This window comes from Ferruginibacter sp. (genome assembly GCF_028288465.1).
In the GTDB taxonomy this organism is placed as follows: domain Bacteria; phylum Bacteroidota; class Bacteroidia; order Chitinophagales; family Chitinophagaceae; genus Ferruginibacter.
Window position 1 is genome coordinate 136,341 of sequence record NZ_JAQBNR010000001.1, and the last position, 25,154, is coordinate 161,494.

21 protein-coding genes are annotated in these 25,154 nt (G+C 39.7%); 13 read left to right on the forward strand and 8 right to left on the reverse strand.

Features of this window, described 5'->3' with window-relative positions; all coding sequences use genetic code 11:
* Nucleotides 1–9 precede the first annotated feature (9 nt).
* Nucleotides 10–345: a YbjQ family protein gene (locus JWR61_RS00600; RefSeq protein WP_301925948.1), complete on the reverse strand. Its 336-nt coding sequence runs from the start codon at nt 343–345 to the stop codon at nt 10–12.
* A 246-nt stretch (nt 346–591) separates the two neighbouring features.
* Here JWR61_RS00600 and JWR61_RS00605 point away from each other — a divergent pair, with 246 nt between their 5' ends.
* From JWR61_RS00605 to JWR61_RS00630, 6 genes are all read left to right on the forward strand, one after another.
* A complete protein-coding gene (locus JWR61_RS00605) occupies nt 592–1,593 on the forward strand; it encodes a MoxR family ATPase (protein WP_290339006.1) in 1,002 nt (333 codons plus the stop codon).
* A gap of 69 nt (nt 1,594–1,662) precedes the next feature.
* Nucleotides 1,663–2,631 (forward strand): DUF58 domain-containing protein, encoded by a 969-nt coding sequence (locus JWR61_RS00610; RefSeq protein ID WP_301925949.1) that lies wholly within the window; start codon nt 1,663–1,665, stop codon nt 2,629–2,631.
* A gap of 27 nt (nt 2,632–2,658) precedes the next feature.
* The gene (locus tag JWR61_RS00615; protein WP_301925950.1) at nt 2,659–3,594 is read left to right on the forward strand and encodes a DUF4381 family protein; all 936 of its coding nucleotides are present in this window, start codon (nt 2,659–2,661) and stop codon (nt 3,592–3,594) included.
* Between the two features lie 15 nt (nt 3,595–3,609).
* Nucleotides 3,610–4,614, forward strand: a complete 1,005-nt coding sequence (locus tag JWR61_RS00620; protein WP_301925951.1) for a VWA domain-containing protein — start codon at nt 3,610–3,612, stop codon at nt 4,612–4,614.
* Between the two features lie 186 nt (nt 4,615–4,800).
* Entirely contained in the window at nt 4,801–6,348 is a 1,548-nt protein-coding gene (locus JWR61_RS00625; protein ID WP_301925952.1) for a helicase HerA-like domain-containing protein, read from the forward strand.
* A gap of 36 nt (nt 6,349–6,384) precedes the next feature.
* Nucleotides 6,385–8,310, forward strand: a complete 1,926-nt coding sequence (locus JWR61_RS00630; protein ID WP_301925953.1) for an LTA synthase family protein — start codon at nt 6,385–6,387, stop codon at nt 8,308–8,310.
* 243 nt (nt 8,311–8,553) lie between these two features.
* On the opposite strand, the gene JWR61_RS00635 is transcribed toward JWR61_RS00630, so the two are convergent.
* Entirely contained in the window at nt 8,554–10,458 is a 1,905-nt protein-coding gene (locus tag JWR61_RS00635; protein ID WP_301925954.1) for an ATP-dependent DNA helicase RecQ, read from the reverse strand.
* A 22-nt stretch (nt 10,459–10,480) separates the two neighbouring features.
* Nucleotides 10,481–12,598 carry a cation-translocating P-type ATPase gene (locus JWR61_RS00640; RefSeq protein WP_301925955.1) on the reverse strand — a complete coding sequence of 706 codons (2,118 nt, stop codon included), beginning with the start codon at nt 12,596–12,598 and terminating at the stop codon, nt 10,481–10,483.
* A 62-nt stretch (nt 12,599–12,660) separates the two neighbouring features.
* Here JWR61_RS00640 and tsaE point away from each other — a divergent pair, with 62 nt between their 5' ends.
* Both tsaE and JWR61_RS00650 read left to right on the forward strand, forming a co-directional pair.
* Entirely contained in the window at nt 12,661–13,074 is a 414-nt protein-coding gene (gene tsaE / locus JWR61_RS00645) for a tRNA (adenosine(37)-N6)-threonylcarbamoyltransferase complex ATPase subunit type 1 TsaE (RefSeq protein ID WP_301925956.1), read from the forward strand.
* A gap of 27 nt (nt 13,075–13,101) precedes the next feature.
* Nucleotides 13,102–14,316, forward strand: coding sequence for an alanine dehydrogenase (locus JWR61_RS00650; protein ID WP_290339015.1), 1,215 nt, complete (start codon nt 13,102–13,104; stop codon nt 14,314–14,316).
* Nucleotides 14,317–14,321: 5 nt separating this feature from the next.
* On the opposite strand, the gene JWR61_RS00655 is transcribed toward JWR61_RS00650, so the two are convergent.
* The 5 genes from JWR61_RS00655 to JWR61_RS00675 all read right to left on the reverse strand — a co-directional run bounded on the left by JWR61_RS00655 (nt 14,322) and on the right by JWR61_RS00675 (nt 19,737).
* Nucleotides 14,322–14,933: an ABC transporter ATP-binding protein gene (locus tag JWR61_RS00655; protein ID WP_301925957.1), complete on the reverse strand. Its 612-nt coding sequence runs from the start codon at nt 14,931–14,933 to the stop codon at nt 14,322–14,324.
* A 54-nt stretch (nt 14,934–14,987) separates the two neighbouring features.
* The gene (gene lpxA / locus JWR61_RS00660; protein WP_290339017.1) at nt 14,988–15,785 is read right to left on the reverse strand and encodes an acyl-ACP--UDP-N-acetylglucosamine O-acyltransferase; all 798 of its coding nucleotides are present in this window, start codon (nt 15,783–15,785) and stop codon (nt 14,988–14,990) included.
* Between the two features lie 24 nt (nt 15,786–15,809).
* Nucleotides 15,810–17,216, reverse strand: a complete 1,407-nt coding sequence (locus JWR61_RS00665; RefSeq protein WP_290339018.1) for a bifunctional UDP-3-O-[3-hydroxymyristoyl] N-acetylglucosamine deacetylase/3-hydroxyacyl-ACP dehydratase — start codon at nt 17,214–17,216, stop codon at nt 15,810–15,812.
* 222 nt (nt 17,217–17,438) lie between these two features.
* Nucleotides 17,439–18,485 (reverse strand): UDP-3-O-(3-hydroxymyristoyl)glucosamine N-acyltransferase, encoded by a 1,047-nt coding sequence (lpxD, locus tag JWR61_RS00670; protein ID WP_301925958.1) that lies wholly within the window; start codon nt 18,483–18,485, stop codon nt 17,439–17,441.
* Nucleotides 18,486–18,555: 70 nt separating this feature from the next.
* On the reverse strand, nt 18,556–19,737 hold the full coding sequence (locus JWR61_RS00675) for an HD domain-containing protein (protein ID WP_301925959.1): 1,182 nt from the start codon (nt 19,735–19,737) through the stop codon (nt 18,556–18,558).
* A 271-nt stretch (nt 19,738–20,008) separates the two neighbouring features.
* Here JWR61_RS00675 and JWR61_RS00680 point away from each other — a divergent pair, with 271 nt between their 5' ends.
* The 5 genes from JWR61_RS00680 to JWR61_RS00700 all read left to right on the forward strand — a co-directional run bounded on the left by JWR61_RS00680 (nt 20,009) and on the right by JWR61_RS00700 (nt 25,052).
* Entirely contained in the window at nt 20,009–21,565 is a 1,557-nt protein-coding gene (locus JWR61_RS00680; protein ID WP_301925960.1) for a response regulator, read from the forward strand.
* A 146-nt stretch (nt 21,566–21,711) separates the two neighbouring features.
* Entirely contained in the window at nt 21,712–21,987 is a 276-nt protein-coding gene (locus tag JWR61_RS00685) for a hypothetical protein (RefSeq protein WP_301925961.1), read from the forward strand.
* 59 nt (nt 21,988–22,046) lie between these two features.
* The gene (locus tag JWR61_RS00690) at nt 22,047–22,826 is read left to right on the forward strand and encodes an MBL fold metallo-hydrolase (RefSeq protein ID WP_301925962.1); all 780 of its coding nucleotides are present in this window, start codon (nt 22,047–22,049) and stop codon (nt 22,824–22,826) included.
* A 72-nt stretch (nt 22,827–22,898) separates the two neighbouring features.
* The gene (locus tag JWR61_RS00695; RefSeq protein ID WP_301925963.1) at nt 22,899–23,858 is read left to right on the forward strand and encodes a helix-hairpin-helix domain-containing protein; all 960 of its coding nucleotides are present in this window, start codon (nt 22,899–22,901) and stop codon (nt 23,856–23,858) included.
* Nucleotides 23,859–23,909: 51 nt separating this feature from the next.
* Nucleotides 23,910–25,052 (forward strand): acyl-CoA dehydrogenase family protein, encoded by a 1,143-nt coding sequence (locus tag JWR61_RS00700; RefSeq protein WP_301925964.1) that lies wholly within the window; start codon nt 23,910–23,912, stop codon nt 25,050–25,052.
* Nucleotides 25,053–25,154 lie beyond the last annotated feature (102 nt).

Below are 25,154 nucleotides of genomic sequence, written 5' to 3' on the forward strand. Positions count from 1 at the left end.
TGAAGCTCATCAGGCGATTTTCTCTACCACTACTGCGGTACCGTAAGCAAGTACTTCTGTAATACCCTGCATTACTTCATTGGCATCGTAACGCATATTAATGATGGCGTTGGCGCCCCTTTCATTGGCGTTTTGCAACATTAATTGGTAAGCCTCTTCTCTTGCTTTTTCGCATAGTTCAACATAAATAGATAATTTGCCGCCAAATAATGATTGCACACCGCCACCGATGTTGCCCAGTAAACTCCTGCTTCTAACAGTAATTCCTCTTACAACACCCAGGTGCTGGATGATGCGGTATCCTTCCAGCAAATTGGAAGTAGTGATTAATTGCTGATCTGTCATAGCTTTATAATTTACTTAAAGATAAAGCCATTTTAACAGAATTTTTTTCCATTCCCCATTACGGCAAAATTTTTGTTAGTGCATTGTTCGTATTTTCGCCGCATCCCGCAAAGGGCATTAATTTAAACGGGCAGGCACAGTAGTAACCAGCAAAAATTCTGTAAAAATTGATACATGCCTGCTGTACCAATAAAAATATTAATTTAAAATACCGGCGCCCTTCAGGGCAAAGGGTAAATTTTTTTTATGCTACAAACAGCCGAAGATATCCGCTTGCTGAATGAGAAGATAAATGATGCAGCAGGGTTTGTTACCCGTATTAATGATGAACTTGGTAAAGTAATAGTTGGCCAGCACGGTATGATTGAACGTTTGCTGATCGGCCTTTTAAGTAACGGGCACGTTTTGCTGGAAGGCGTACCCGGCCTGGCGAAAACACTGGCAATTAAATCACTGGCACAATCCATCAAGGCTAACTTCAGCCGTATACAATTTACTCCTGACTTATTGCCGGCAGATGTGGTAGGTACTATGATTTATAACCAGGGCAAAAATGAATTTTATGTACGCAAGGGACCCATCTTTTCCAATTTTATTCTGGCAGATGAAATCAACCGTGCTCCTGCAAAAGTACAAAGCGCCTTACTGGAAGCTATGCAGGAACGGCAGGTAACAATCGGGGATACTTCTTTTAAATTGGAAGAACCATTTTTGGTGTTGGCAACCCAAAATCCCATTGAACAGGAAGGAACCTATCCATTACCTGAAGCACAGGTGGACAGGTTTATGTTGAAAGTGGTAATCGACTATCCGTCCAAATCAGAAGAGGCGCTGATCATCCGGCAAAATACCCAGGGGCTTTCTTTTCCGCCCATTAACCAGGTTGCTTCTACCCAGGAAATTTTAACCGCAAAAGAATTGGTAAGGCAGGTTTACCTGGATGAAAAAGTAGAGCACTATATTCTGGATATTGTTTTTGCAACCCGCTTTCCTGATAAATACAATTTGTCAAAATTAAAACCACTCATCGGCTTTGGCGGATCACCAAGGGCAAGTATTAATCTTGCATTGGCAGCGAAGGCCTATGCATTTTTAAATAAAAGAGGATTTGTGATTCCTGAAGATGTAAGAAGTATTTGTAAAGATGTAATGCGGCACAGAATAGGATTAACTTATGAAGCGGAAGCAGAGAATATAAATGCGGAACAGGTGATCAATGAAATTTTGCGTGTGGTAAATGTGCCATAATCTGCTGATAAAAAAGATTTTGAGCTAACAATATTGAAGGGCTTTTAAATCGTTCAACCAAATATAAATTTGTTTAAAAAGAAAAAAAATATAACTACCAATGACCTTACAGAAGATTTACTTTCTGTAAAGTCAGACGATCCTTCTTCCCGTGAAGTAGCTGGTGGCGTGTTGACCACCGAAGAAATCTTACGCAAGGTAAAAGAGCTTGAAATAAAAAGTAAAAAAATAACCACCCATTTATTTACCGGAGAATATCATTCAGCTTTTAAAGGAAAGGGAATGAGCTTTCGGGAAGTAAGAGAATATTACGCAGGGGATGATGTTCGTTTTATCGACTGGAATGTAAGTGCAAGATTCAGTCACCCGTTTACAAAAGTTTTTGAGGAAGAGCGGGAGCTGACTGTTTTTTTGCTTGTTGATGTAAGTGCCAGCAATATGTTTGGTACGGTTCAAAACAGAAAGAAGGATTTGATTACAGAAATTGGTGCTGTTCTCACTTTCAGCGCTATCAATAACAACGACAAAGTAGGTGCTATTTTTTTTAGTGACAAGGTTGAAAAATACATCGCCCCAAAAAAAGGTAGAAAACATGCCCTGTATATAGTAAGGGAATTGCTGACGGCAGAACCTGTTGGTAAAACAACCAATATGGAAGAAGCTATCAAGTTCTTTAATAAAACCAGCGGTCGCCGCGGTATTGCTTTTTTGATGAGTGATTTTGTGGATGCTGTGTATGAAAATGATTTAAAGGTAATTGGCGGCAGGCATGATGTAATAGGCCTGCGTATTTACGACAAAATGGATATGCAATTGCCCGATGCCGGGTTGTTGCAGATAGAAGACCTTGAAACCGGCAAAAAGCAATGGATAGACAGCAGTGATAAAATGGTGCAGTACAATTATCAGCAACAGTTTTTAAAGCAAAGTGAATTAAGTAAAAACTATTTCCGAAAAGCCGGGGCAGATTTATTGCATATCCGTACCGATGAAGATTACGTAAAAGTATTGCAGAAATTTTTCATTAAAAGAAGCTAGGGTTAATTGATAATTTTATAATTGATAATGGACAACAGGAAAATGCGGAGAATATTATTGACAGTGGCAATCAGCTCTCTTGCTTTTTTGTTTTGTACTGCGCAACCTGTTGTAAGAACAACCATTGATAAAAGTGAAATTTTAATTGGAGAACAGTTTAAATTAAAGGTGCAAGCCAATTTTTCCGGAGATGATTATTTTATAAAATGGATAGCCTTACCAGATTCAATGCAACATTTTGAACTGGTAGAAAAAAGTAAAATTGATTCTGTTTTTACCAATCAAAAATTATCCGGCCTTACTCAAACTTTTACACTCACCAGTTTTGATTCCGGTAAATGGACATTTCCTTCTTACAATATCAATTTTAATCCTGCAAAGGATGATACTACAATTACCATGTTTACCGATTCATTGCCGGTAACGGTTGCTTTTTCAGTTGCGGATACAACCAGTGCTTTAAAGGATATTAAGGCAATCAAAGAAGTAGAAGTCTTTAACCCACTTTGGTATTGGGTTGCAGGAGGGGCGCTGATTATATTGTTGCTTGCATTGATTTACTGGTGGTACAGAACCAAAAAGAAAAGTAAAACGCCAGTACAATCGGTATCAAAGTTATCGCCGTTTGAAGAAGCTATGCAGGAAATTGACAAGCTAAAAAACTTCGACTTATCTGAGCCGAAAGACATAAAACAGTATCACACAAAATTGATAGAAATTTACAGGCAATATTTATCGCGTAAAGAGAACACTGATTACAGCAATAAAACAACGGGCGATATGCTGATTGCAATCAAATCAAATTATGCGGCTACTGATATTCTGGATAAATCCGCTGCAGCGCTGCGTTTCAGCAATGCTGTAAAGTTTGCAAAATATGTTCCTTTGCCTTCTGACAGCGAAAATAATCAGCGGTTAATAAAGGATACTATCAGGCTAATTGAATCATCACCATCAAAATAATAAATTATACAACTTTTGTTCTTCAGCTATCTAAATAATATCAGTTTTGCTGCTCCGCAATTTTTCTGGCTGGGCCTGTTACTTCCGGTAATGATTTTTTGGTATGTAAAGAAGAATGGCGTTAACCAGGCAGGTATTAAGGTTTCTTCCAGTAAAAGTTTTGCCGGTCTTACCTCATGGAAAAGTAGTTTCAGGCACCTGCCATTTTTACTAAGGCTGCTAAGCGTTGCGTTTATTATTGCAGCATTGGCAAGGCCTCAGACAAAAACAGATGAGCAACAAGCTGAAGGCGAAGGCGTAGATATTGTGCTGGCCATTGACGTAAGCGGCAGCATGACGGCGCAGGATTTTACTCCCAACCGAATGGAGGCTGCTAAAAAAGTAGCCCAGGATTTTATTGACAGCAGGTTAACAGACAGAATAGCGATAGTAATTTTTTCAGGAGAAAGTTTTACACAATGTCCGCTTACAACGGACAGGGCTGTATTAAAGTCTGCTGTAGATAATATACGCAATGGTTTGCTGGAAGATGGTACCGCCATTGGCGACGGACTGGCAACCAGTGTTGACCGCCTGCGCAGCAGCAAAACAAAAAGTAAAGTAATTATTTTATTGACCGACGGTGAAAACAATGGCGGCCTGATAGGACCAACCAATGCTAAAGAAATAGCAAAAGCATTCGGAGTTAAAGTGTATACTATTGGTGTAGGCACTGAAGGGTATGCACCTTTTCCGGTGAGGACGGAAATGGGCGTTGTAATGCAGCAGCAAAAAGTAACCATTGACGAAAAATTATTAAAAGAAATCGCAACCGAAACCGGTGGCAAATATTTCAGGGCGAAAGACAATGCAAGCCTGGCGGGTATTTACAAGGAGATAGACGGGCTTGAAAAATCAAAAGTAGAGATATCAACACTTACAAGATATACCGAAAAGTTTTTTCCATTTGCAATAGCTGCTTTCGTTTTATTGCTGCTGGAGTTTTTATTGCGCTTTACTGTATTGAAAAAATTTCCATAATTAAAATCTGGCATCTTATTAGGACTGTCTTTATACTTGCTGGCAGTCGCTTCATCTGTTCACTTAAAATTTTATTGTGATTGTTGATTAATATCAGCGTTTCCATAAAATGCTTAAGGTGATGTTATTCATAAAAAAAATGTTTGCTATTTCCACTGCATTTGTATCTTTCCTAAAATTTTACCAATGGCAAAAAAAGACGAATTCATACAGGCAATAGCAGCTGGTTATACTTTTAAAGGTGAAAGTGTAAAAATTGGTGCTGCTGTTTTGGATGGCGAAGTGATACCCGAGGCTGGTATTTTTCTTCCGTTAAAAACAATGAACCGCCATGGATTGATTGCAGGTGCTACCGGAACGGGTAAAACAAAAACCCTGCAGATGATCAGTGAATTTTTAAGTGATGCAAGTGTGCCGGTTTTATTGATGGATATAAAAGGAGACCTGAGCGGTATTGCTGCTTTGGGCTCGGTAAATGATAAAGTAACTGACCGCTACCAAAAGCTGCAGATGGAGTACAAACCGGAACAATTCACGGCAGAGCTGATGACATTGAGCGGACAGAAAGGGGTGCATTTAAAAGCGACTGTAAGCGAGTTTGGTCCTGTGTTGCTGACAAAAATACTTGGGCTTAACGATACGCAAGGCGGCGTGGTAGCGATGATATTTAAATATTGTGATGATGCTAAACTACCATTGTTAGATCTGAAAGATTTTATAAAAGTGTTGCAATATATTGGTGACGAAGGCAAAGCTGAATTGGAAAAAACATACGGTAAAATTTCTACTACCAGTACCGGAACGATTTTGCGTAAAGTAATAGAATTACAGCAACAGGGTGCGGATGTTTTTTTTGGAGAAAAAAGTTTTGAAGTAGATGACCTGATGCGTATGGATGACCAGGGACGGGGAATGATTAATGTATTACGGGTTACTGATTTACAGGACAAGCCAAAGTTGTTCTCCACTTTTATGTTGCAGATGCTGGCTGAGTTATACGCAACCTGCCCTGAAGAAGGTGATTTGGACAAACCTAAACTGGTGATGTTTATTGATGAAGCACATCTTATTTTTCAGGAAGCAAGCGAAGCTTTACTGCAACAGATTGAAACTATCATCAAGTTGATTCGTTCCAAAGGCATTGGTATTTTCTTTTGTACGCAGAATCCCATGGATGTGCCTGCCAGCGTGTTGGCTCAGCTGGGGTTAAAAGTGCAACATGCTTTGCGAGCCTTTACAGCGGCTGACAGAAAAGTAATTAAACAAACAGCAGAAAACTATCCTGAAACTACTTTTTATAAAACAGAAGACCTGATAACTCAATTGGGTATTGGTGAAGCGTTGATTACAATGCTGAATGAAAAAGGCATTCCCACACCGTTGGCGCAGGTGATGCTTTGCTCGCCCAGGAGCCGGATGGATGTGCTGACTGACGCCGAAATTGATTCGATCGTAAGTCATTCTAAAATAGCCGCTAAATACAATCAGGTTATTGACAGCCAGAGTGCTTATGAAATCTTAACGGCTAAATTACAGGATGCTGCAGACAAAACGCAGCAGGCGGCTGATAACAAAGGGACAGCAAAACCAGAAGAATCCACTTTTGAAAAAATTGCCAATAACACCATCGTAAAAAGCATGGCTCGTACAGCAGGCAATACGATCGTACGGTCTCTGCTGGGTGCATTGGGTATGGGCGGCCGGTCAAGCAAAAAAACTACCAGCTGGTTTTAACAGCTTTTGCAACAATTGCTTTGTTAATTTTGCTGAATGAAAAAATGGGGCAGTCTTTTTAAACAACGTTTTGGTCCGTTATTTTTACTTGCGCTGGTTATCTGTGGAGTAAGTTTTATTACAAGACTTATTTTACTGATAAAAAGCTGGCCAAACCTAGAACTTTCGCCTTTGCTTTTGCTGGGTATTTTTGTTATTGGCTTGTTCTACGATTTGGTTGTAAGCAGTTTTTTCGCCATACCCGTCGCTTTGTATTGCTGGTTGATCAATGATTCTTTCTTTCAAAAAAAGTGGCAACGTGTTCCTCTTTTCATGCTCTTTTTCATTCTAATTTTTATCATTGTAACGATCGCTGGCAGCGAAATTGTTTTTTGGAATGAGTTCAATGTACGATTCAATTTCATTGCGGTTGACTACCTTGTTTATACCAATGAAGTCTTAGGTAATATCCAGGAGTCGTACAATATGCCGCTGATTATTTCAGCCGTTGTGATGGTTACCCTGCTGATACTTTTTCTAGTAAGAAAAACGCTTATTGCATCTCAACTTAATAGCATGCGTTTTGGAAAGCGAACGCTATGGTTTTTACTTTTTTTACTTATACCGCTGGCAGGCTATTTTCTTGTAAATAACAGGTGGAAAAATATCAGTAAAAATAACTACGTAAACGAATTGAGCGGTAACGGTACATACGAATTTGGTGCGGCCTTCTGGAATAATGAATTAGACTACAACCGGTTTTACCAGGTTAACAATGATACGGCTAACATCCAAATTTTACGCACCCAATTGCAAACCTCCAATGCTACCTTTAGCAACGATCCGTTAAGTGTTGAAAGGATGATCCAAAATGACAGTGCGGAGAAGAAATGGAATGTAGTTTTAATAAGCGTTGAAAGTTTAAGTGGCGATTACTTACAATATTTCGGCAGTAAAGAAAATATAACGCCCTTTCTTGACTCACTGATACCGCAAAGCCTTTTTTTTAAAAACTTTTACGCTTCCGGAACCAGGACGGTGAGGGGATTAGAGGCGCTGTCAATGGGGATAACGCCAACGCCAGGCCAGTCAATTGTGCGCCGCCCCAACAATGAAAATTTGTTTACAATTGGTGGTGTATTGAAAGGTAAGGGCTATGATGTAAATTTCATTTACGGAGGCAACAGTTTTTTTGACAACATGGGATATTTTTTCAGCCACAATGGTTATAGAGTGTTGGATAAAAGAGATATTCCGGATAGCCTGGTGCATCATACAACCGCCTGGGGTATTGACGACGAAGCTGCTTTTGATTTTTGTCTTCAGCAATGCGATAAAAGTTATACTAAAGGCACACTTTTTTTCAATCATTTGATGACCATTAGTAATCACCGGCCGTATACATACCCTGACGGAAGAATTGATATTCCTTCTTCCTCACAATCTATTCAGGGAGGCGTAAAATATACTGATTACGCCATTCACAAATTTTTAAAAGATGCTGAAAAAAAGCCATGGTTTAACAACACGGTATTTGTAGTCGTATCCGATCATTGTTCCCGTAGCGCAGGTAAAACAGATCTTCCTGCAAACAGGTATCACATTCCCTGTTTTATTTATGCGCCAGCACTAGTGAAACCAAAAATTGAAGAGCGGCTTACCAGCCAGATTGACCTTGCCCCAACATTATTGGGAATAATGAATGTGAATTATTCCAGCCATTTTTTAGGTTTTGATTTATATAGAACGCCGGTTGAAAGGGACAGAGTTTTTATCAGTACTTACCAAAATATGGGTTTTATAAAAGATAATAAGCTGCTAATACTATCACCACAAAAAAAAACAGCGCAGTTTCAAACAGATTTTTCGACCGGCATTTCGACCCCTCTTCCTGTTTCTGATGAAATGTCAAAAGAAGCAATAGCATGGTACCAGGGCGCTTCTTTTCTATTTAAAACCCACCGGTATACAATTAAAAACTAATTCATAAACGGCATTTTATCAGTTTTGAAAGTCTCGTATATTGTCATTTTTACTTTTAAAAAGGAGGTGACGGCAAGAAAATAATTGTTCAAAAATGTTGTATTGTAAGATATTACACCCTATCTTCGTTTCGGTTTTTCATAGGATATTGGATTTTAAAGCGGGACTAGATTTCTATCTTGGTCCCTTTTTTATTTTTATAACCGCCCGTTTTAGCTGTTTATGTTGTGGACAAAATAAAGTTCAGGCTTTGGTGATTGAGCCCTTCCTGTCTATATTTATCTTCTTTTCTGACTGCAGATAATTAAATACTTTCCAGAATTTTTCCTTTTTAACCCCGGTTAAATTTTTCATCAGTTCTTTATAAGATATGGATTGCTGAGCTACCTGTCTATAAATTTCACTGGCAATTTTCTCAAATTCTTCTGCACTTATTTTCAAATCCTGCTGATTGATGCAATTGTCACAAATACCACATGCTTTTACGTTGTGATCATTAAAATAAGCTGCAATAAACTGGCTTCTGCACCTGGCAGTTTGCTGAATGTATCCGCAAATTGCCTGAACTCTTTTTTCAAAATTTAATTTTCTTTTTGTGTAATTGGAAAGGTCAATAACAAAGCTGTCGGCGTACATCCTGTTTTGCAAAAGGGTTAGCTGTGGTTTGTCTTTCCGGGGTGAATAATCAATAATACCGCTTTGATGTAAAAATTGTAATTGCTGTAAAACATCCGGTAATTTTTTATGAATAAAATTAGCCAGTTGATTTTCATGAATGGCGGTAGGAAAATCAAAAATTCCTTCATAAGATCTTAGAAGCCCTTTTATTAAAGGCTCAAGTTGCGGGTATTGTTGCTCAAATTCTGTAAGCTGGTTTTTATCACAGGTAAAGGCAGCAGACGACGGTTTAAAAAAGAGTTCATTGAATGTGACTATGTCTTCCTGCTCCAGCGTTTTAATTGCATAGGTAGCGGTTAGCAAGTTGAGTTTGAAAGCTGTTGTAAACGTAGCCATATCAAAATCATAACTGATGCCTTCGCCGCTGCCGGCGGGAATCTGCAGGTGATTCATGATAGCTGTATACACTTTTTTTATTTCTTCTTTTTCCGGATAGCGGATGGCAGACTGAGATTGTAAGTCCTGTAGCTCCCGGTCGCTGTATAACAACACCGCATAAGCTCTTTTGCCATCGCGGCCGGCCCTGCCCGCTTCCTGGTAATAGTTTTCCAGGCAATCGGGTACATCATAATGCACTACTACTCTCACGTTTGGCTTGTCTATGCCCATTCCAAAAGCATTGGTACATGCCATTACACGGGTGTCATTATTGATCCAGTCTTCCTGCCGTTTATTTCTTTCTTCGTTGCTTAAACCGGCATGGTAAAAGCTGGCGCTTATTTTATTTAGGGATAAGAGGTCCGCAATATCTTTTGTATGCCTCCGGCTTTTGCAGTAAACAATGGCACTGCCTTTAACATTATTTAAAATTTCAAGCAGTTTAATTTGCTTGCTGGCTACATTGAAAATACTGTAGGAAAGATTCGCTCTTTCAAAAGACTGCTGATACCGTTGCTGATTTTTTGAGAAGGCTAATTTTTCACAAATATCATCCTGTACTGTTGCCGTTGCAGAAGCCGTTAATGCAAGTACTGGCGTATCAGGCATGTATTCCCGTAATTGTGCTATGCGGGTGTAAGGAGGTCTGAAATCATACCCCCACTGCGAAATACAATGGGCTTCATCCACTGCGATGAGGTTGATATTCATTGCCGGCAGGAATTCTAAAAATAGATTCGTTTCCAGCCGCTCAGGTGATACATACAGAAATTTATAATTGCCATGTACCGCATTCTGAAGTGTCTTTTTTACTTCAAAAAAACTCATACCTGAATACACAGACAAGGCGGGGATTCCCTTGTTTTTTAGATTTTGTACCTGGTCTTTCATTAAAGCGATCAGCGGACTGATAACGAGGCATACTCCATCTTTCGCCAAAGCGGGCACCTGGAAACAAATAGATTTGCCCCCACCGGTAGGCAGTAAGGCAAGTGTATCTTTTCCATCCAAAACAGAATGGATGATTTCTTCCTGTAGAGGACGGAATACATCATATCCCCAGTACTCTTTAAGAATTTGATTGATTGACAAATGGAATTTTTATGGTTTGAAATTAAACCACTTTTTTGTAATTGAGCTTAATGGAATTAATAGCCAGTACAACGTCGCTGAAACCCATTGCAAGAGCAGCTATGCCCGGATGCAGAAACCCTGCAGCGGCGATTGGGATTGCCACAATGTTATAAATAAAAGCCCAGAATAAGTTTTGTTTAATGGTTCCGAAAGTATGTTTACCCAACCCGAGCGCCAAGGGCAAATGTTGTATGCCTTTGTTCATCAGCACCACCTGTGCGGTTTGCATGGCCAGCTGTGAAGCATCGCTCATAGAGATGCCAATAGTAGCTTTGGCCAGTGCCGGAGCATCATTGATGCCATCGCCCACCATAGCGGTTGGATGCTCCTTATTTAAAGCTTCAATTACCTGTAATTTTTCTGCTGGTTTTTTTTCCGCATATACTGTATCAATGCCAACAGCATCTGCAATTTTTTTACATCTTTCGTAGCTGTCGCCGCTTAATAAAATGGTATTGATGTTTTTTGAGTGCAGGTAGTTAATTACATCTTTTGATTCTTTTCTGATTTCATCTTCCATATCCAACCAGCCGAGTGCCTGGTTGTTTTTGATGAGATAAGCGGTGTGACTTTTTTCTGCACGGGAAGTAGCTTCAATATTGCTGTTACCCAACTGGTAAACATTGCCTTCATTATCGGTTGCCATCACGCCTACTCCTTTAATCTCCTCAACTTTTTTCCAGCTAATGGTATTATTGGTTTTCCAGTTGCTGGTGATCACTTTTGCAATGGGGTGATTGGAATATTTTTCCAATGAAAAAACAATGCGTTTAAATTCTTCTTCAGGTAAAACAAAAGAATGAAAACCGTTGATCACAAAATCGCCTTTGGTAAGTGTTCCGGTTTTATCAAATACGACGGTTTGAATATCTTTAAATAATTCCAGGCTTTTTGCATTGCGGAAAAGAATGCCGTTTTTTGCTGCCCTGCCAAGGCCAACAGCAATGGCAGCAGGCGTTGCAAGCCCCATGGCACAGGGACAGCTGATTACCAAAACAGCGATGCTCCTCATTAAAGAATGCGTAATGCCGGCATCAACAAAAAAGTAATTGATGATAAATGTAAGTACCGAAATGCCTAACACAACGGGAACAAAAATGGCGCTGATTTTATCCGCCAGTTGCTGAATCGGCGGTTTTTCGCCCTGCGCTTGTTTCACCAGGTTTAAAATATTGCTGAGCACAGTGTCTTTCCCCGTAGCGGTTACCTGCGCCTTTACTGTACCGTCTGTTAAAATACTGCCACCTATAAGACTATCTTTTTTCTGCTTGCTTACAGGAACACTTTCACCTGTCAACAGGGCCTCGTTTACCTGTGCATTGCCCCATAATATTTTGCAATCGGTCGGTACCTGTTCACCACTTTTAATCAGGATTAAATCACCGGGGCGGAGCTGGGTATTTTCTACCGGAAAAATATTTTCCTTGTGTTCATCATCAAAGGCAATCATATTGGCCATTACCTTTTGCTGACCAGCCAATTTATTTAACTCTTTTTGTGTAAGGGCAACAGACCTGTTTTCTACCCATTCGCCCAAAAAAACCAGGGTGATGATTGTAGCGGCTGTTTCATAAAACACATAATCCATCCCGTAATTACCAAGCGTTCCTATAAGGCTGTAAATAAAGGCAGCAGTAGCGCCGATTGCAATCAACACATTCATATTGGGTATGCCTCTGCGTAAACTTTTAACTGCACTTACTCCGAAGTAACTCATGCCTACAATATAAACAGGTAAGCAAATAGCCAGTTGAATGTAAGGGTACATTAAAAAATGGATATGCCATGGAAGCATATGCAGCATCAGTACTGTTGTAAATGGAAGACAAAATAAAAAACGTTGCAAATGATTGGCAAAAAGTTTAAACGGAGGTTTGGTTGTATCCGCATGCGTTTCACCCAATACCGTGTAACCCAGATCGGCTATGCCTTTTGCCAGTTTTTCTTTTGCCGTATTTTGATTTAATTCAAAACTTACATCTCCGCCGATGAAATTAACCTTTACGTTTTTTACCCCTTCTTTTGTAAGATATTTTGAAATGGTAAGTGCACAATTTGTACAGTCCATTCCATCTACCTTCCAGTCTACCTTTTCCATACTGCAAAATTATTCTTTGTGTTTGGTACCGTATTACTATTGAAGGAAAATATCTTTGCAACATGGAGTTAATTTATACGCTTGATAATATAGAAGTCGCGGCAAAAGAGTTTACAAACATCACCAATGCTTTTAAAGTGTTCGCGTTTGAAGGGGAGATGGGGGCAGGTAAAACTACTTTTATACACGCTTTGTGTGAAGTTGCAGGTGTAACAGACGGTATCAGCAGCCCTACTTTTTCCATCATCAACCAATACATCACCCCCCAAAGGCAGCTTATTTACCATATAGATTTGTATCGCTTAAAAAACGAGGAGGAAGCGATTCAGGCCGGTGTTGAAGATTGCCTGTATAGCGGAAATACCTGTTTTGTGGAATGGCCTCAAAAAGCGCCCGGCCTGTTTCCTGATGGTACATTGCACGCCGCTATTACAGCAATTGACACCAATACCAGAAAGCTGAAAATTAATTTGTAATTTGTACGCTTGAACTTGTAAAAATTTATGGCAACATCAAAACCATTTGTCTCTCCTTCTTTTAGTTATGAAACACTGGAAGAAACACTGGATATAAAACCTAAAGGGGAAGAGTTATTTATTGGCATTCCAAAAGAGACTTCTTTTAGTGAAAACCGGATTGCACTTACACCAGAAGCTGTGGGTGTAATGGTTGCCAATGGCCATAGGGTAGTAGTGGAAACTATGGCGGGTGAGGGTGCCAGTTATAGTGATAAAGATTATAGCGACGCAGGGGCAAAAATCGCCTATGATAAGAAAGAAGTTTTTGAATGTGACATACTCGTAAAAAGTGCGCCGGTAAGTGAAAGCGAATGCGAATTGCTGAAGCCCAATCATTACATTATTTCTCCCATTCATTTGTCTGTTATGAAACGGGAAATTTTGCAAAAAATGATGGACAAAAAAATTACCGCCTTAAGTTTCGAAAACCTTAAAGATGATAGCGGGCACAATCCCATTGTGCGCAGCATGAGCGAAATTGCAGGCAGTGCGGTAATGTTGATAGCCGGGCAGTACCTCAATAATGCCAATCATGGTAAAGGCGTATTGGTTGGTGGTATCAGTGGTATTCCGCCGACAAAAGTGATCATTATTGGAGCTGGTATTGTTGGTGAATATGCAGCAAGAACAGCGCTGGCAATGGGTGCCAGTGTAAAGATTTTTGACAACAGTATCTATCGGCTGAAAAGGTTGCAAAATAATATTGGTGGCCGGTTGTGGACCTCAGTAATTGAACCTAAAATTTTATCCAAACAACTAAAAACCTGCGATGTTGCCGTAGGCGCCCTGAGCAGTACCGGCGGCCGTACTCCTATTGTAGTTACCGAAGAAATGGTGAGCAATATGCGGCCGGGCACAGTGATTGTTGATGTGAGTATTGACAGGGGCGGATGTTTTGAGACCAGCGAAGTTACCACGCTGGAAAAACCAGTTTTTAGAAAGTATGACGTAATACACTATTGCGTACCCAATATCCCGAGTGGCTTTGCCCGTACAGCTTCCCAGGCAATCAGTAACGTATTAATGCCTTTGCTGCTTGAAACTGCTGATGATGGGGGCATTGACAACGTGGTGTGGTACAAAATAAATATCCGCAGCGGTATCTACATGTTTAAAGGTAGCCTTACCAATTTTTATCTAAGTGAGCGCTTTGATTTAAAATACACAGATCTCAATTTACTTATCGCCAGCCGGCGGTAACAGGGTTACTTATAATCTGCAATAGCAATTACTACATCACAAAAATTGTATTCCTGTAAATCGTTGCTGCTGATTATTACGAGCTTGTTTTCTGTAAAATCCTTAATAAGCCGTTGGTATAAGGCAATCCCTTCTGCATCTAAATTAGTGGTGGGCTCATCTAACAATAAAACAGGGGCATCGCAAAAGAAAGCCTGCGCCAGCTTTAGTCTTTGTTTCATGCCGCTGCTATAATAACGAATCTGTTTATTAACCGCTTTTTTTAGGCCGGCAATTTCCAGTATTTCAGCATCGGGTAAAATGAGCGGTTTAAATTGCTGATGAAAGCTTAGAAATTCACCTGCGGTCATTTCTTCAATTAATTCCAGGTAAGGAGCCGCGATAGAAATGTGTTGAAAGTGGTGTTCGTTTTCCAATTGATTCTGCCGTAATGAGAAATCAATTTTTCCTTCATTATGAGAAAGTGAACCCGCAATCACCTGTAATAAAGTAGATTTACCCGAGCCATTGGATCCTGTAACAGCATATTTTTTGGTATCAGAAAACTGGTAGCTAAAATGGCGGAAAATCCATTCCCGGTTAAATCGTTTTCCAACATTGTTTAATGTGATTTGCATAATGTGTATGAAGGAACTGTTTGGCAAGACATTTTACAGATGCTGTAAAATTAATTACTCGTCGTCACCGCTGCCTTTTGAGAAACGCTTTATAATACCTCTGCCACTTTCCCTTATAAAAGTCACAATTTCATCTCTTTCATCTGTTGCAGGCAATTCTTCTTCAATAAAATTGAGCGCCTGAGATGTATTCATACTTTTATTGTAGATAATCCTGTAAATATCCAGAATTTTGTTGATGCGGTCTATAGAAAAGCCTTTGCGTTTTAGGCCGATAGAATTAACACCTGCATAACTCAGTGGCGTACGACCAGCCTTGATATAAGGAGGCACATCTTTACTAACCAATGAGCCTCCGCTAATAAAAGCATGCTGGCCTATTTGTACAAACTGGTGAATGGCACACATCCCTGCAAGAATAGAGTTATCACCCATGGTTACATGTCCCGCCATTTGTGTACTGTTGCTCATAATACAATTATTGCCAACAATACAATCGTGAGCAATGTGACTATAAGCCATTATTAAGCAGTTATTGCCAACCTTGGTTGTCCAGCGGTCTTTACTGCCCCTGTTCACTGTAACAAATTCCCGTATGGTTGTGTTGTCTCCAATTTCTACCGTGGTTTGCTCGCCCTCAAATTTAAGATCCTGTGGTATAGCAGCAATAACAGCACCTGGAAAAATGCGACAGTTTTTACCAATTCGGGCACCTTCCATTATGGTTACGTTGCTTCCAATCCAGGTACCCTCACCAATTTCAACATTGGGATGAATAACACTGAATGGATCAATCTTTACGTTTGTTGCCAGTTTGGCGTTGGGATGAATATATGTATGCGGATGAATCATGACAAAAATTGACCTGTTGAGTAATTAATTTCTTTTTACCAGCTGTGCTGTCAAATCACCTTCTGTACAAAGTTTATTTCCAACAAAAATGCTGGCTCTCATCACACAAATACCGCGGCGAATCGGTTCAATTAATTCCATTTTTAAAATCATAGTATCTCCGGGCACTACTTTTTGTTTGAATTTACAGTTTTCAATCTTAATAAAATAAGTATCATACTGGCCTTCGGGCATGGCATTAATGCAGAGAATACCTCCTGTTTGCGCCAGTGCTTCAATCTGTAAAACGCCTGGCATTACAGGGTTTCCGGGGAAATGCCCCTGGAAAAAATATTCATTAAAGGTTACATTTTTTATACCCACAATTTGTTTATCTGTCAGCTCGATGATTTTGTCGACCAACAAAAACGGATAGCGGTGGGGCAATGTTTTTTCGATCTGCTGAAGAGAATATACCGGTGGTTGTGTGGGATCGTAAATAGGAATGCCCTTGGTATGTTTATTTTTCTTGATGTAGTTTTTTATCTTTTTTGCAAATTCTACATTGCTGCTGTGGCCTGGCCTGTTGGCAATAATATGCCCTTTAATGGGGTAACCAATCAGAGCAAGGTCACCTATCACATCCAGTAATTTATGCCTGGCTGGTTCGTTGGGGAAACGCAGTTCCAGGTTATTCAGGTAGCCTTCACTTTTAACTTCTACTCTCTCACGGCCGAAAGCTTTTGCGAGCCTGGTCATTTCTTCTTTTGTTACAGGTTTATCAACCACTACAATGGCATTATTGATATCACCTCCTTTTATAAGATTATTATCCAGCAAAGCTTCCAACTCATGTAAAAAGCAAAAGGTGCGGCAAGGTGATATCTGGCTTTGAAACTCGTGCATGCTTTTTAAACTTGCATGTTGCGTACCTAAAACCGGGCTGTTAAAATCTATCAGCGTGGTTATTTTATAGTCAGTGGCAGGTAAAACAGTCATTTCCACCCGCTTTACTTCATCGTAGTAAGAAATATTGTTATCGATCGAATACCAGGCTTTTGTAGCTTCCTGTTCCAGTATACCGCCTTCATTTATAATTTCAACAAAGGGTTCACTACTGCCATCAATGATGGGTATTTCCGGTCCGTTTATTTCAATCAGGCAATTGTCTACTCCCATACCTACCAGTGCAGCCAGAATATGCTCTACGGTGCTTATTTTTGCCTCACCCACTTCAAGAGTTGTCCCCCTGGACGTATCGGTTACAAGGTCACAATCAGCTTTAATGATAGGCATTCCCGGCAAGTCGATTCGCTGAAACTGGTATCCAAAGCCGGCATTGGCAGGCCGGAGGGTCATATCTACATTAATACCAGTATGTAATCCTGTACCTGATATGTTGACAGCTGACAGAAGAGTATGTTGTTTATCGGGGTTGAAATGTGCATCCATACGTAAACCGGTTTTTATAAATTGCGGCAAAGGTATTTTATTTTTGGCATCAGGCGCCGCTATATAATCGCCTTGTTCACCGTCTCTCCCTTTTTAATAGTACTAAAAAATAGTATATTTTTTAGTAGATTGTCTCCGGAACAGCCACGGATTTGGCTTTAGCTGTTTTATTAAACATACTTATAGAATTCTCACTAAAAATAATACAGGTAAACAGTATATTCATGCCTTCTGTGTTAACAACTCTTTCACTAATTTTTCCAGTTCCTCTATTCTTTTTTCCAGTTTGGGAAGGCTTCTGATCATTGCCTGGCTTCTTAACGCTGCGGTATATTCAAAGGCTGGAGAACCAGTTACGGAGGTATTTTGATTTTTTATTGATTTGCTAACACCGCTCTGCGCATTTATTTTGGCACCATCGGCTATCTGCAGGTGGCCAACAACGCCAGCTTGTCCACCAATCATAACGTTGTTACCAATTTTTGTGCTGCCGCTGATACCGGCCTGGGCCGCAATTACAGAGTTGTTCCCTATTTCAACGTTGTGAGCAATTTGTAAAAGATTATCCAGTTTTGCTCCTGACTTTATAAGGGTACTGCCAATGGTGGCCCTGTCAATGGTGGTATTGGCGCCAATTTCCACATTGTCTTCAATAACCACGTTACCAATCTGAGGAACTTTGATATAAGTACCATCTGCCTGCGGTGCAAAGCCAAAGCCATCGCTGCCAATTACAGTTCCGGAATGGATTACCACATTGTTACCAATGTTGCAATGATGGTATATTTTTACACCCGGATGTATTATGCTGTTTTCACCGATGGTTACCCTGTTGCCGATATAGGCAGAGGGATAAATTTTAACCCTATTACCAATAATTGCTTTTTCGCCTATATAAGCGAACGCACCAATAAATACCTGTTCGCCTATTTTGGCAGTTGCATCAACGTAGGCGGGTTGCTGAATGCCTGTTAACTGTTGATTTTTTATTTGTTGATATTTGTCCAGCAAAGTAGCGAAAGCTGTATAGGCATCCTTAACCCTTATCAATGTTGCTGATACGGGTTGTTTTAATTCCAGCGAATGATTTACGATAACAATAGAAGCAGCGGTACTGTATAGGTATTCTTCATATTTTGGGTTCGCTAAAAAAGTCAGTTCGCCTTCAACAGCTTCTTCTATTTTGCCGAAAAATCCTACCTGTATATCGGCATTACCTTCAATTTTGCCATCTATCATCATGGCTATTTGTGCTGCTGAAAATTGCATATTTTTTTAAGCTTTAAGCATATAACACGAAACTTTAAAAGTGCATTGGGGAATGCCAAAAGCTACGCGGCTATCTTGAAAAACAAATGTAATATTTTTTAACCTTGCTCTTCATGTTTTGATTAATAAGAGCATTGTCCACTTCCGATATATCCTTCACTGAACCATCCTTAAACAAAATATGAATATGCTCATCTTCAAAATTATAAGTGTTGCTTACAGCCTCGCCGGTAAACACCAGCCAACCCGCATCCACAGCATTCAAATTATATTTTTCCATTGCCATAATAGTTTTTTCGGCCACCAGGTTAGTATCAACAGGGTCACCAAAATATTTTATTTTAAGCAACTGCCTGTCAATAATCCCTTTACACAAAATGGATAATACAGCATCGCTATGTGTACACCATTCTTTTATTGCGCTCATTACATCGTAATCGTCCAGCTGGCAAAATTCTTCCAGCGTTACCGTTTCAATTGGCTCATTAATAAATTTGTTAAGCGGGGTTTTGGTAAATGCCTTTATATATTTTGCCCTCTTAATAATTTGCTGCAACATTTGCTCAGCACATAAGACAGTTTTATGCAGGTATACCTGCCAGTACATCAGCCGGCGTGCTACCAAAAATTTCTCAATGGAGTAAATCGCCTTCTCTTCTACCATCAGTTCGCCATTGTGCACCGTTAGCATTTTTATAATCCGGTCGTACCCGATTACACCCTCGCTCACGCCGCTGAAAAAGCTGTCTCTTGTTAAATAATCCATCCTGTCTACATCCAGTTGCCCGCTGATAAGCTGGTGAAGAAATTTCTTCGGGTATACATTGGTAAATATATCCATTGCAACCTGCAGCTGACCATTATATTGTTTGTTCAGGTCCTTCATCAGTAACAAAGAAATCGACTCATGGGGCATTCCTTCAATCAACACGTTTTCCAGTGCATGGCTAAATGGCCCGTGCCCCGCATCATGCAGTAAGATCGCCACTTTTGCGGCCTGCTCTTCTTCTTTTGATATGTCAATACCTTTATTTTTTAATTCGTTCAGAGCGTTGCACATTAAGTGATAAGCCCCAAGTGAATGATGCAGCCTGGTATGCACAGCCCCCGGGTAAACCAGGTGTGCCATGGCCATCTGGTGTATTCTGCGAAGACGCTGATAGTACGGATGGGCAATGATTTTAAAAACCAGTTCATCATCGATGGTGATAAAACCGTACACCGGATCGTTGATTATTTTTTTTAGCTGCATTACTATTTTATGGTTGGTAGTATTTTGTTAAATCTTATTTTGCATGCAGCGCAAAGCTACAAATCTGAAAGGTGAAACCATTATATTTGCTGACACACCTTATTTGTTTAACTTATTATTACAACCGTATAGATAATTTTTACATCGCTGATTTTATCTTTTTGTTCAATCGCTTATTACCCAGTGGTAATTTTCTTCAATTATAAGCTATAAATATTTTAATTGACACATTGAGATTGCTAATAACAAACAATAAACAAATAACACAATTATGAGTATAGCCAAAATACTGTGGGTAGATGATGAAATTGACAGTCTGACTTCGCAAATAATGTTTTTAGAAAATAAGGGCTACGAAGTGCAAACCAAGACAAATGGTTTTGATGCCGTTGAATTTGTTAAAGAAAATATTGTAGATGTAGTATTGCTGGATGAGACTATGCCCGGCATAACTGGTTTGCAGACTTTGCAGCAAATTAAGGAAGCCAACAGTAATTTGCCTGTTGTACTTATAACAAAAAACGAAGCAGAAAATTTAATGGATGAGGCTATTGGCAGTCAGATAAGTGATTACCTGATAAAGCCGGTAAACCCAAACCAGGTATGGCTTAGTTTAAAAAAACTGATTGACAATAAAAGACTGGTTGCAGAAAAAACTACGTCAGCCTATCAGCAGGAATTCCGCAGCTTATTTATGGCGCTGAACGATAATCCGGATTACAATGGCTGGATGGAGATTTATAAAAAACTGGTGTACTGGGAGCTGGAAATGAAGAAGAGCGACAGCCCGGAAATGCAGGAAGTTTTTCAATCGCAAAAGGCAGAAGCCAATACAGAATTTTTTAAATTCATCAGCCGCAACTACGCATTCTGGATCAATCCTAAAAATGGCAGTGCGCCGGTAATGAGTCATAATTTAATGAAATTTAAAGTGCTGCCGCATGTTGAAAAAGGTGTTCCGTTATTCTTTGTACTCATAGATAATTTGCGCTTTGATCAGTGGAAAGTAATACAACCCATCTTCGCTGAAAATTTTCGCATACAGGAAGAAGATACATTTTATTCCATCTTGCCTACCGCCACACAATATGCCCGCAATGCGATTTTCTCCGGCATGCTGCCCATTGATATTGAAAAGCAGTTTAAAGAGCAATGGAAAAATGATGATGAAGAAGGTGGCAAAAATTTGTATGAAGAAGAATTTTTTAAAGCCCAGCTGAAGCGGTTGGGTAAATCGGATTTAAAATATTCGTATACCAAAATAACCAATAATCACGACGGGCAAAAAATGGTGGAGAATATGCATAACATGATGCAAAACGATATCAATATTATCGTGTATAATTTCATAGATATGCTCAGCCATGCCCGCACGGAAATGGAAGTATTGAAGGAACTGGCGGGAGATGAAATTAGCTACCGTAGTATTACCGAAAGCTGGTTTATACATTCTCCCTTAAACCAGGCATTGAAAAAAATTGCAGATAAAAAAGTGACAGTTATTGTTGGAACAGATCATGGAACGGTGAGGGTAAAAACACCTGCCAAAGTTATCGGCGACAAGCAAACTACAGCCAATCTCCGGTACAAACACGGACGTAATTTAAATTATGATGCAAAAGATGTGTTGGTCTTCCGGGATCCAAAAGAGGCGGGGCTGCCTACACCTAATGTAAATTCATCTTTCATTTTTGCCAAAGGGGATATATTTCTTTGCTACCCCAATAACTACAATCACTTTGTAAACTATTACCGCAATACATTTCAGCATGGAGGTGTGAGCCTGGAAGAAATGATAGTGCCAATAATACGTATGACGAATAAATAAAGCTGGGTTTGCAACTGCGGTCTGACCTTCGGTGCCGACCGCAGGGTATACGACTTATAAACTTTTGTGGATAAGTAGAAACGGCCAAAACTCAATGGCTGTAGTAAATTTGCATAAACAATCTGTGCTTAAAAGGCGTACTATTTATGATAATAAAATTTACACAACATACGCTTGATAAAATTGAAAAAATCATCGAAGAAAGCGGTTATGTAATTCGATACGAAAGAGGAAATTTTCAAAGCGGCTATTGTATTTTACAGGCTAAAAAAGTTGTGGTATTAAATAAGTTTTTTCAAACAGAAGGCAAAATAAACACCCTGATAGATTTGTTGCCACAACTGGAAATAAATTTCGATGCCCTCACCCACGAAAGTCAAAAGCTGTACGATGAGTTGATGACAGTTGGAAATGACAAGTAGTAATAACTGTTTTCTTTTTCCATTATGATTGCTTATTTCTTATTGCCTATTTTTGCCGCGTGCAAAGCCCTCCTTTAAAAATAACATTTCTTGGTACCGGAACCAGCACCGGTGTTCCCATGGTTGCTTGTCCCTGCGCAGTTTGTGCATCAGAGGATAAAAAAGATAAGCGTTTACGCAGCAGTATTTTAGTGCAGAGTGCTGCTACATCTTTTGTTGTAGATACTACGCCTGACTTTCGCTACCAGATGCTTAGGGAACAGGTTAAGCAACTGGATGCAGTTTTATTCACCCATCCACACAAAGATCATATAGCGGGATTGGACGATGTTAAGGCCTTTTCTTTTTTTTCTGGGAAAGCTATGGAAGTGTATGCCAATACATTAACCGAAGAAGGTATCAAACGGGAATTCGCCTACATCTTCGCAGACAAAAGATATCCGGGTATTCCTGAAATTAATTTGAATACAATTGACAATACTCCTTTCATGATCGGCGATATACCTGTAACGCCAATACTGGTTTGGCATATGAAGATGCCTGTAATGGGATACCGGTTTGGAAAATTTACTTATATAACAGACGCCAACAGGATAGAACCTGCCGAAAAGGAAAAAATCAAGGGCAGCGAAATATTAGTTGTAAATGCACTCCGGCACGCTGCACACGTGTCTCACTTTACACTTGATGAAGCAATTGATTTAGTGAAAGAATTGGAAATACCAACCGCCTATTTCACGCATGTAAGCCATCAGCTGGGTAAACATGCAGATGTTACCACAGAACTGCCAGTCAATATGCACCTTGCCTATGATGGCCTTACGTTGTCTTTCACCTGATTTTTATTACCACTTTAGGGTATTGTATTCCAGATAACTGATGATTATTTTTAATACTTAATCAGCAACTTTATGTGGAAGCGTTTTATGTCCGAATATTTAAGTTTTACAAAAAAGGAGCGAACCGGTATTATAGCGCTGCTTGTGTTGATTGCTATTTTTATAGTCCTTCCTTTTTTATTTCCATTCTTTGTTCATACAAAGCCACCTGATGCTTCTTTATTTAAAAAGCAAATTGATCAGCTAAAAATCAAACAGGCAGATACAACATTTAAGTATGGCAGGAGAAATGCTGACAAAGAGGATTACCAGGATTACAGGGAGCCTGATTACAACCGTAATCATCCCAATAAACCAAAGGGAGAACTTTTTACTTTTGATCCCAATACATTGGATGAAACCGGATGGAAGCGTTTGGGCGTAAGGGATAAAACCATTGCAACCATACAGAAATTTATTGAAAAAGGCGGCCGCTTTTATAAGCCTGAAGATCTCGGAAAAATATGGGGTTTGCATGAGGATGAAGTGCAAAGACTGATTCCTTTTGTACAAATTAAGCCGGCAAATAAGGAAGCCGTTTACGAGAAAAAGCAGTATGAAAACAAGGTATATGAAAAGCCAAAATATTCAACAACTACTCTTGATATTAATACTGCTGATACAACCGCATTCATCGCAATGCCGGGAATTGGAAGTAAATTGTCGCAGCGAATTGTAGCATTCAGGGATAAACTTGGTGGTTTTTATAAAGTAGATCAAATTGGAGAAACTTATGGTTTGCCGGACTCTACTTTTCAAAAAATAAAATCCAGTTTTATCGTTGAAGCGGCAGTGATTCATCAAATAAATGTCAATACTGCCACTGCCGATGAAATGAAAAAGCATCCATATTTGCGCTATGCTATCGCTAATGCCATTGTACAATACAGAACCCAGCACGGCAATTTTTCCAGTGTGGAAGAGTTGAAAAAAATTATGCTTATCACAGAAGATATTTACAACAAAACCGCCCCCTATTTAAAAGTGAACTAACGATACTCAACCGTTTAAAAAGGGTTAATTTGCAATATATAATTTGAAGCTATGAATTTTCAGCAAGATGAACTGACCCTGCAGGTAGCCCAAACAGCAAAAGATTTTGCAGATAAATTTATCAGGCCACATGTAATGGAGTGGGATGAAAGCCAGCAGTTTCCCCTGGCAGTATATAAGGAATTAGGCAAACTTGGCATGATGGGTGTTTTGGTGCCGGAAGCTTATGGTGGAGCGGGTTTGAGTTACTTTGAGTACAATGTAATTCTGCAGGAAATTTCAAAAGTCTGTGGTTCCATTGGTTTGTCTGTAGCTGCGCATAATTCATTGTGTACAGGACATATTTTAAGTTTTGGCAACGAAGAACAAAAGAAAAAGTACTTACCAAAATTGGCCACCTGCGAATGGCTGGGTGCATGGGGATTAACAGAAGCCAATACGGGAAGTGATGCAGGCAATATGCAGTTGACAGCTATAAAAGATGGCGACGATTGGATTTTGAACGGTACAAAAAACTGGATTACCCACGGTAAAAGCGGTGATGTAGCCGTTGTAATTTGCCGTACCGGCGCCCCACGCACAAAAGATAATTCAACAGCGTTTATTGTTGAACGCGGAACGCCTGGTTTCACCGGAGGCAAGAAAGAAAATAAATTGGGCATGCGTGCAAGTGAAACAGCAGAAATGATTTTTGATAACTGTCGTATACCGGATAGCTGCCGAATGGGTGAAGTGGGTGAAGGTTTTAAACATTCGATGAAAGTGCTGGATGGTGGCAGAATATCCATTGCAGCGTTAAGCCTGGGTATAGCCAAAGGTGCCTATGAAGCAGCGGTAAAGTATTCAAAAGAACGTTACCAGTTTGATCAGCCGATTGCTAATTTTCAGGGCGTAAGTTTTAAATTGGCAGATATGGCTACTGAAATTGCCGCTGCTGACTTGCTGATTCACCAGGCATGCGATCTTAAAATAAAAGGGTTGCCCATGACCAAAGAGGCCGCAATGGCAAAGTATTATGCCAGCGAAATCGCCGTAAAAGTGAGTACGGAAGCGGTGCAGGTGTTTGGAGGAAATGGCTACAGCAAAGATTTTCCTGTAGAGAAATTTTATCGTGACAGTAAATTGTGCACCATCGGCGAAGGAACAAGTGAAGTACAAAAATTAGTGATCAGTCGGGAAGTATTGCGACCTTAAAAATATAATTTTTTCAGCAGTGGACGTAAGAAAAAATGATAGCAAATAGAAAAACCATCCAACGGCCAGATGGTTTTTCTATTGAGTATAATATTTGAATGG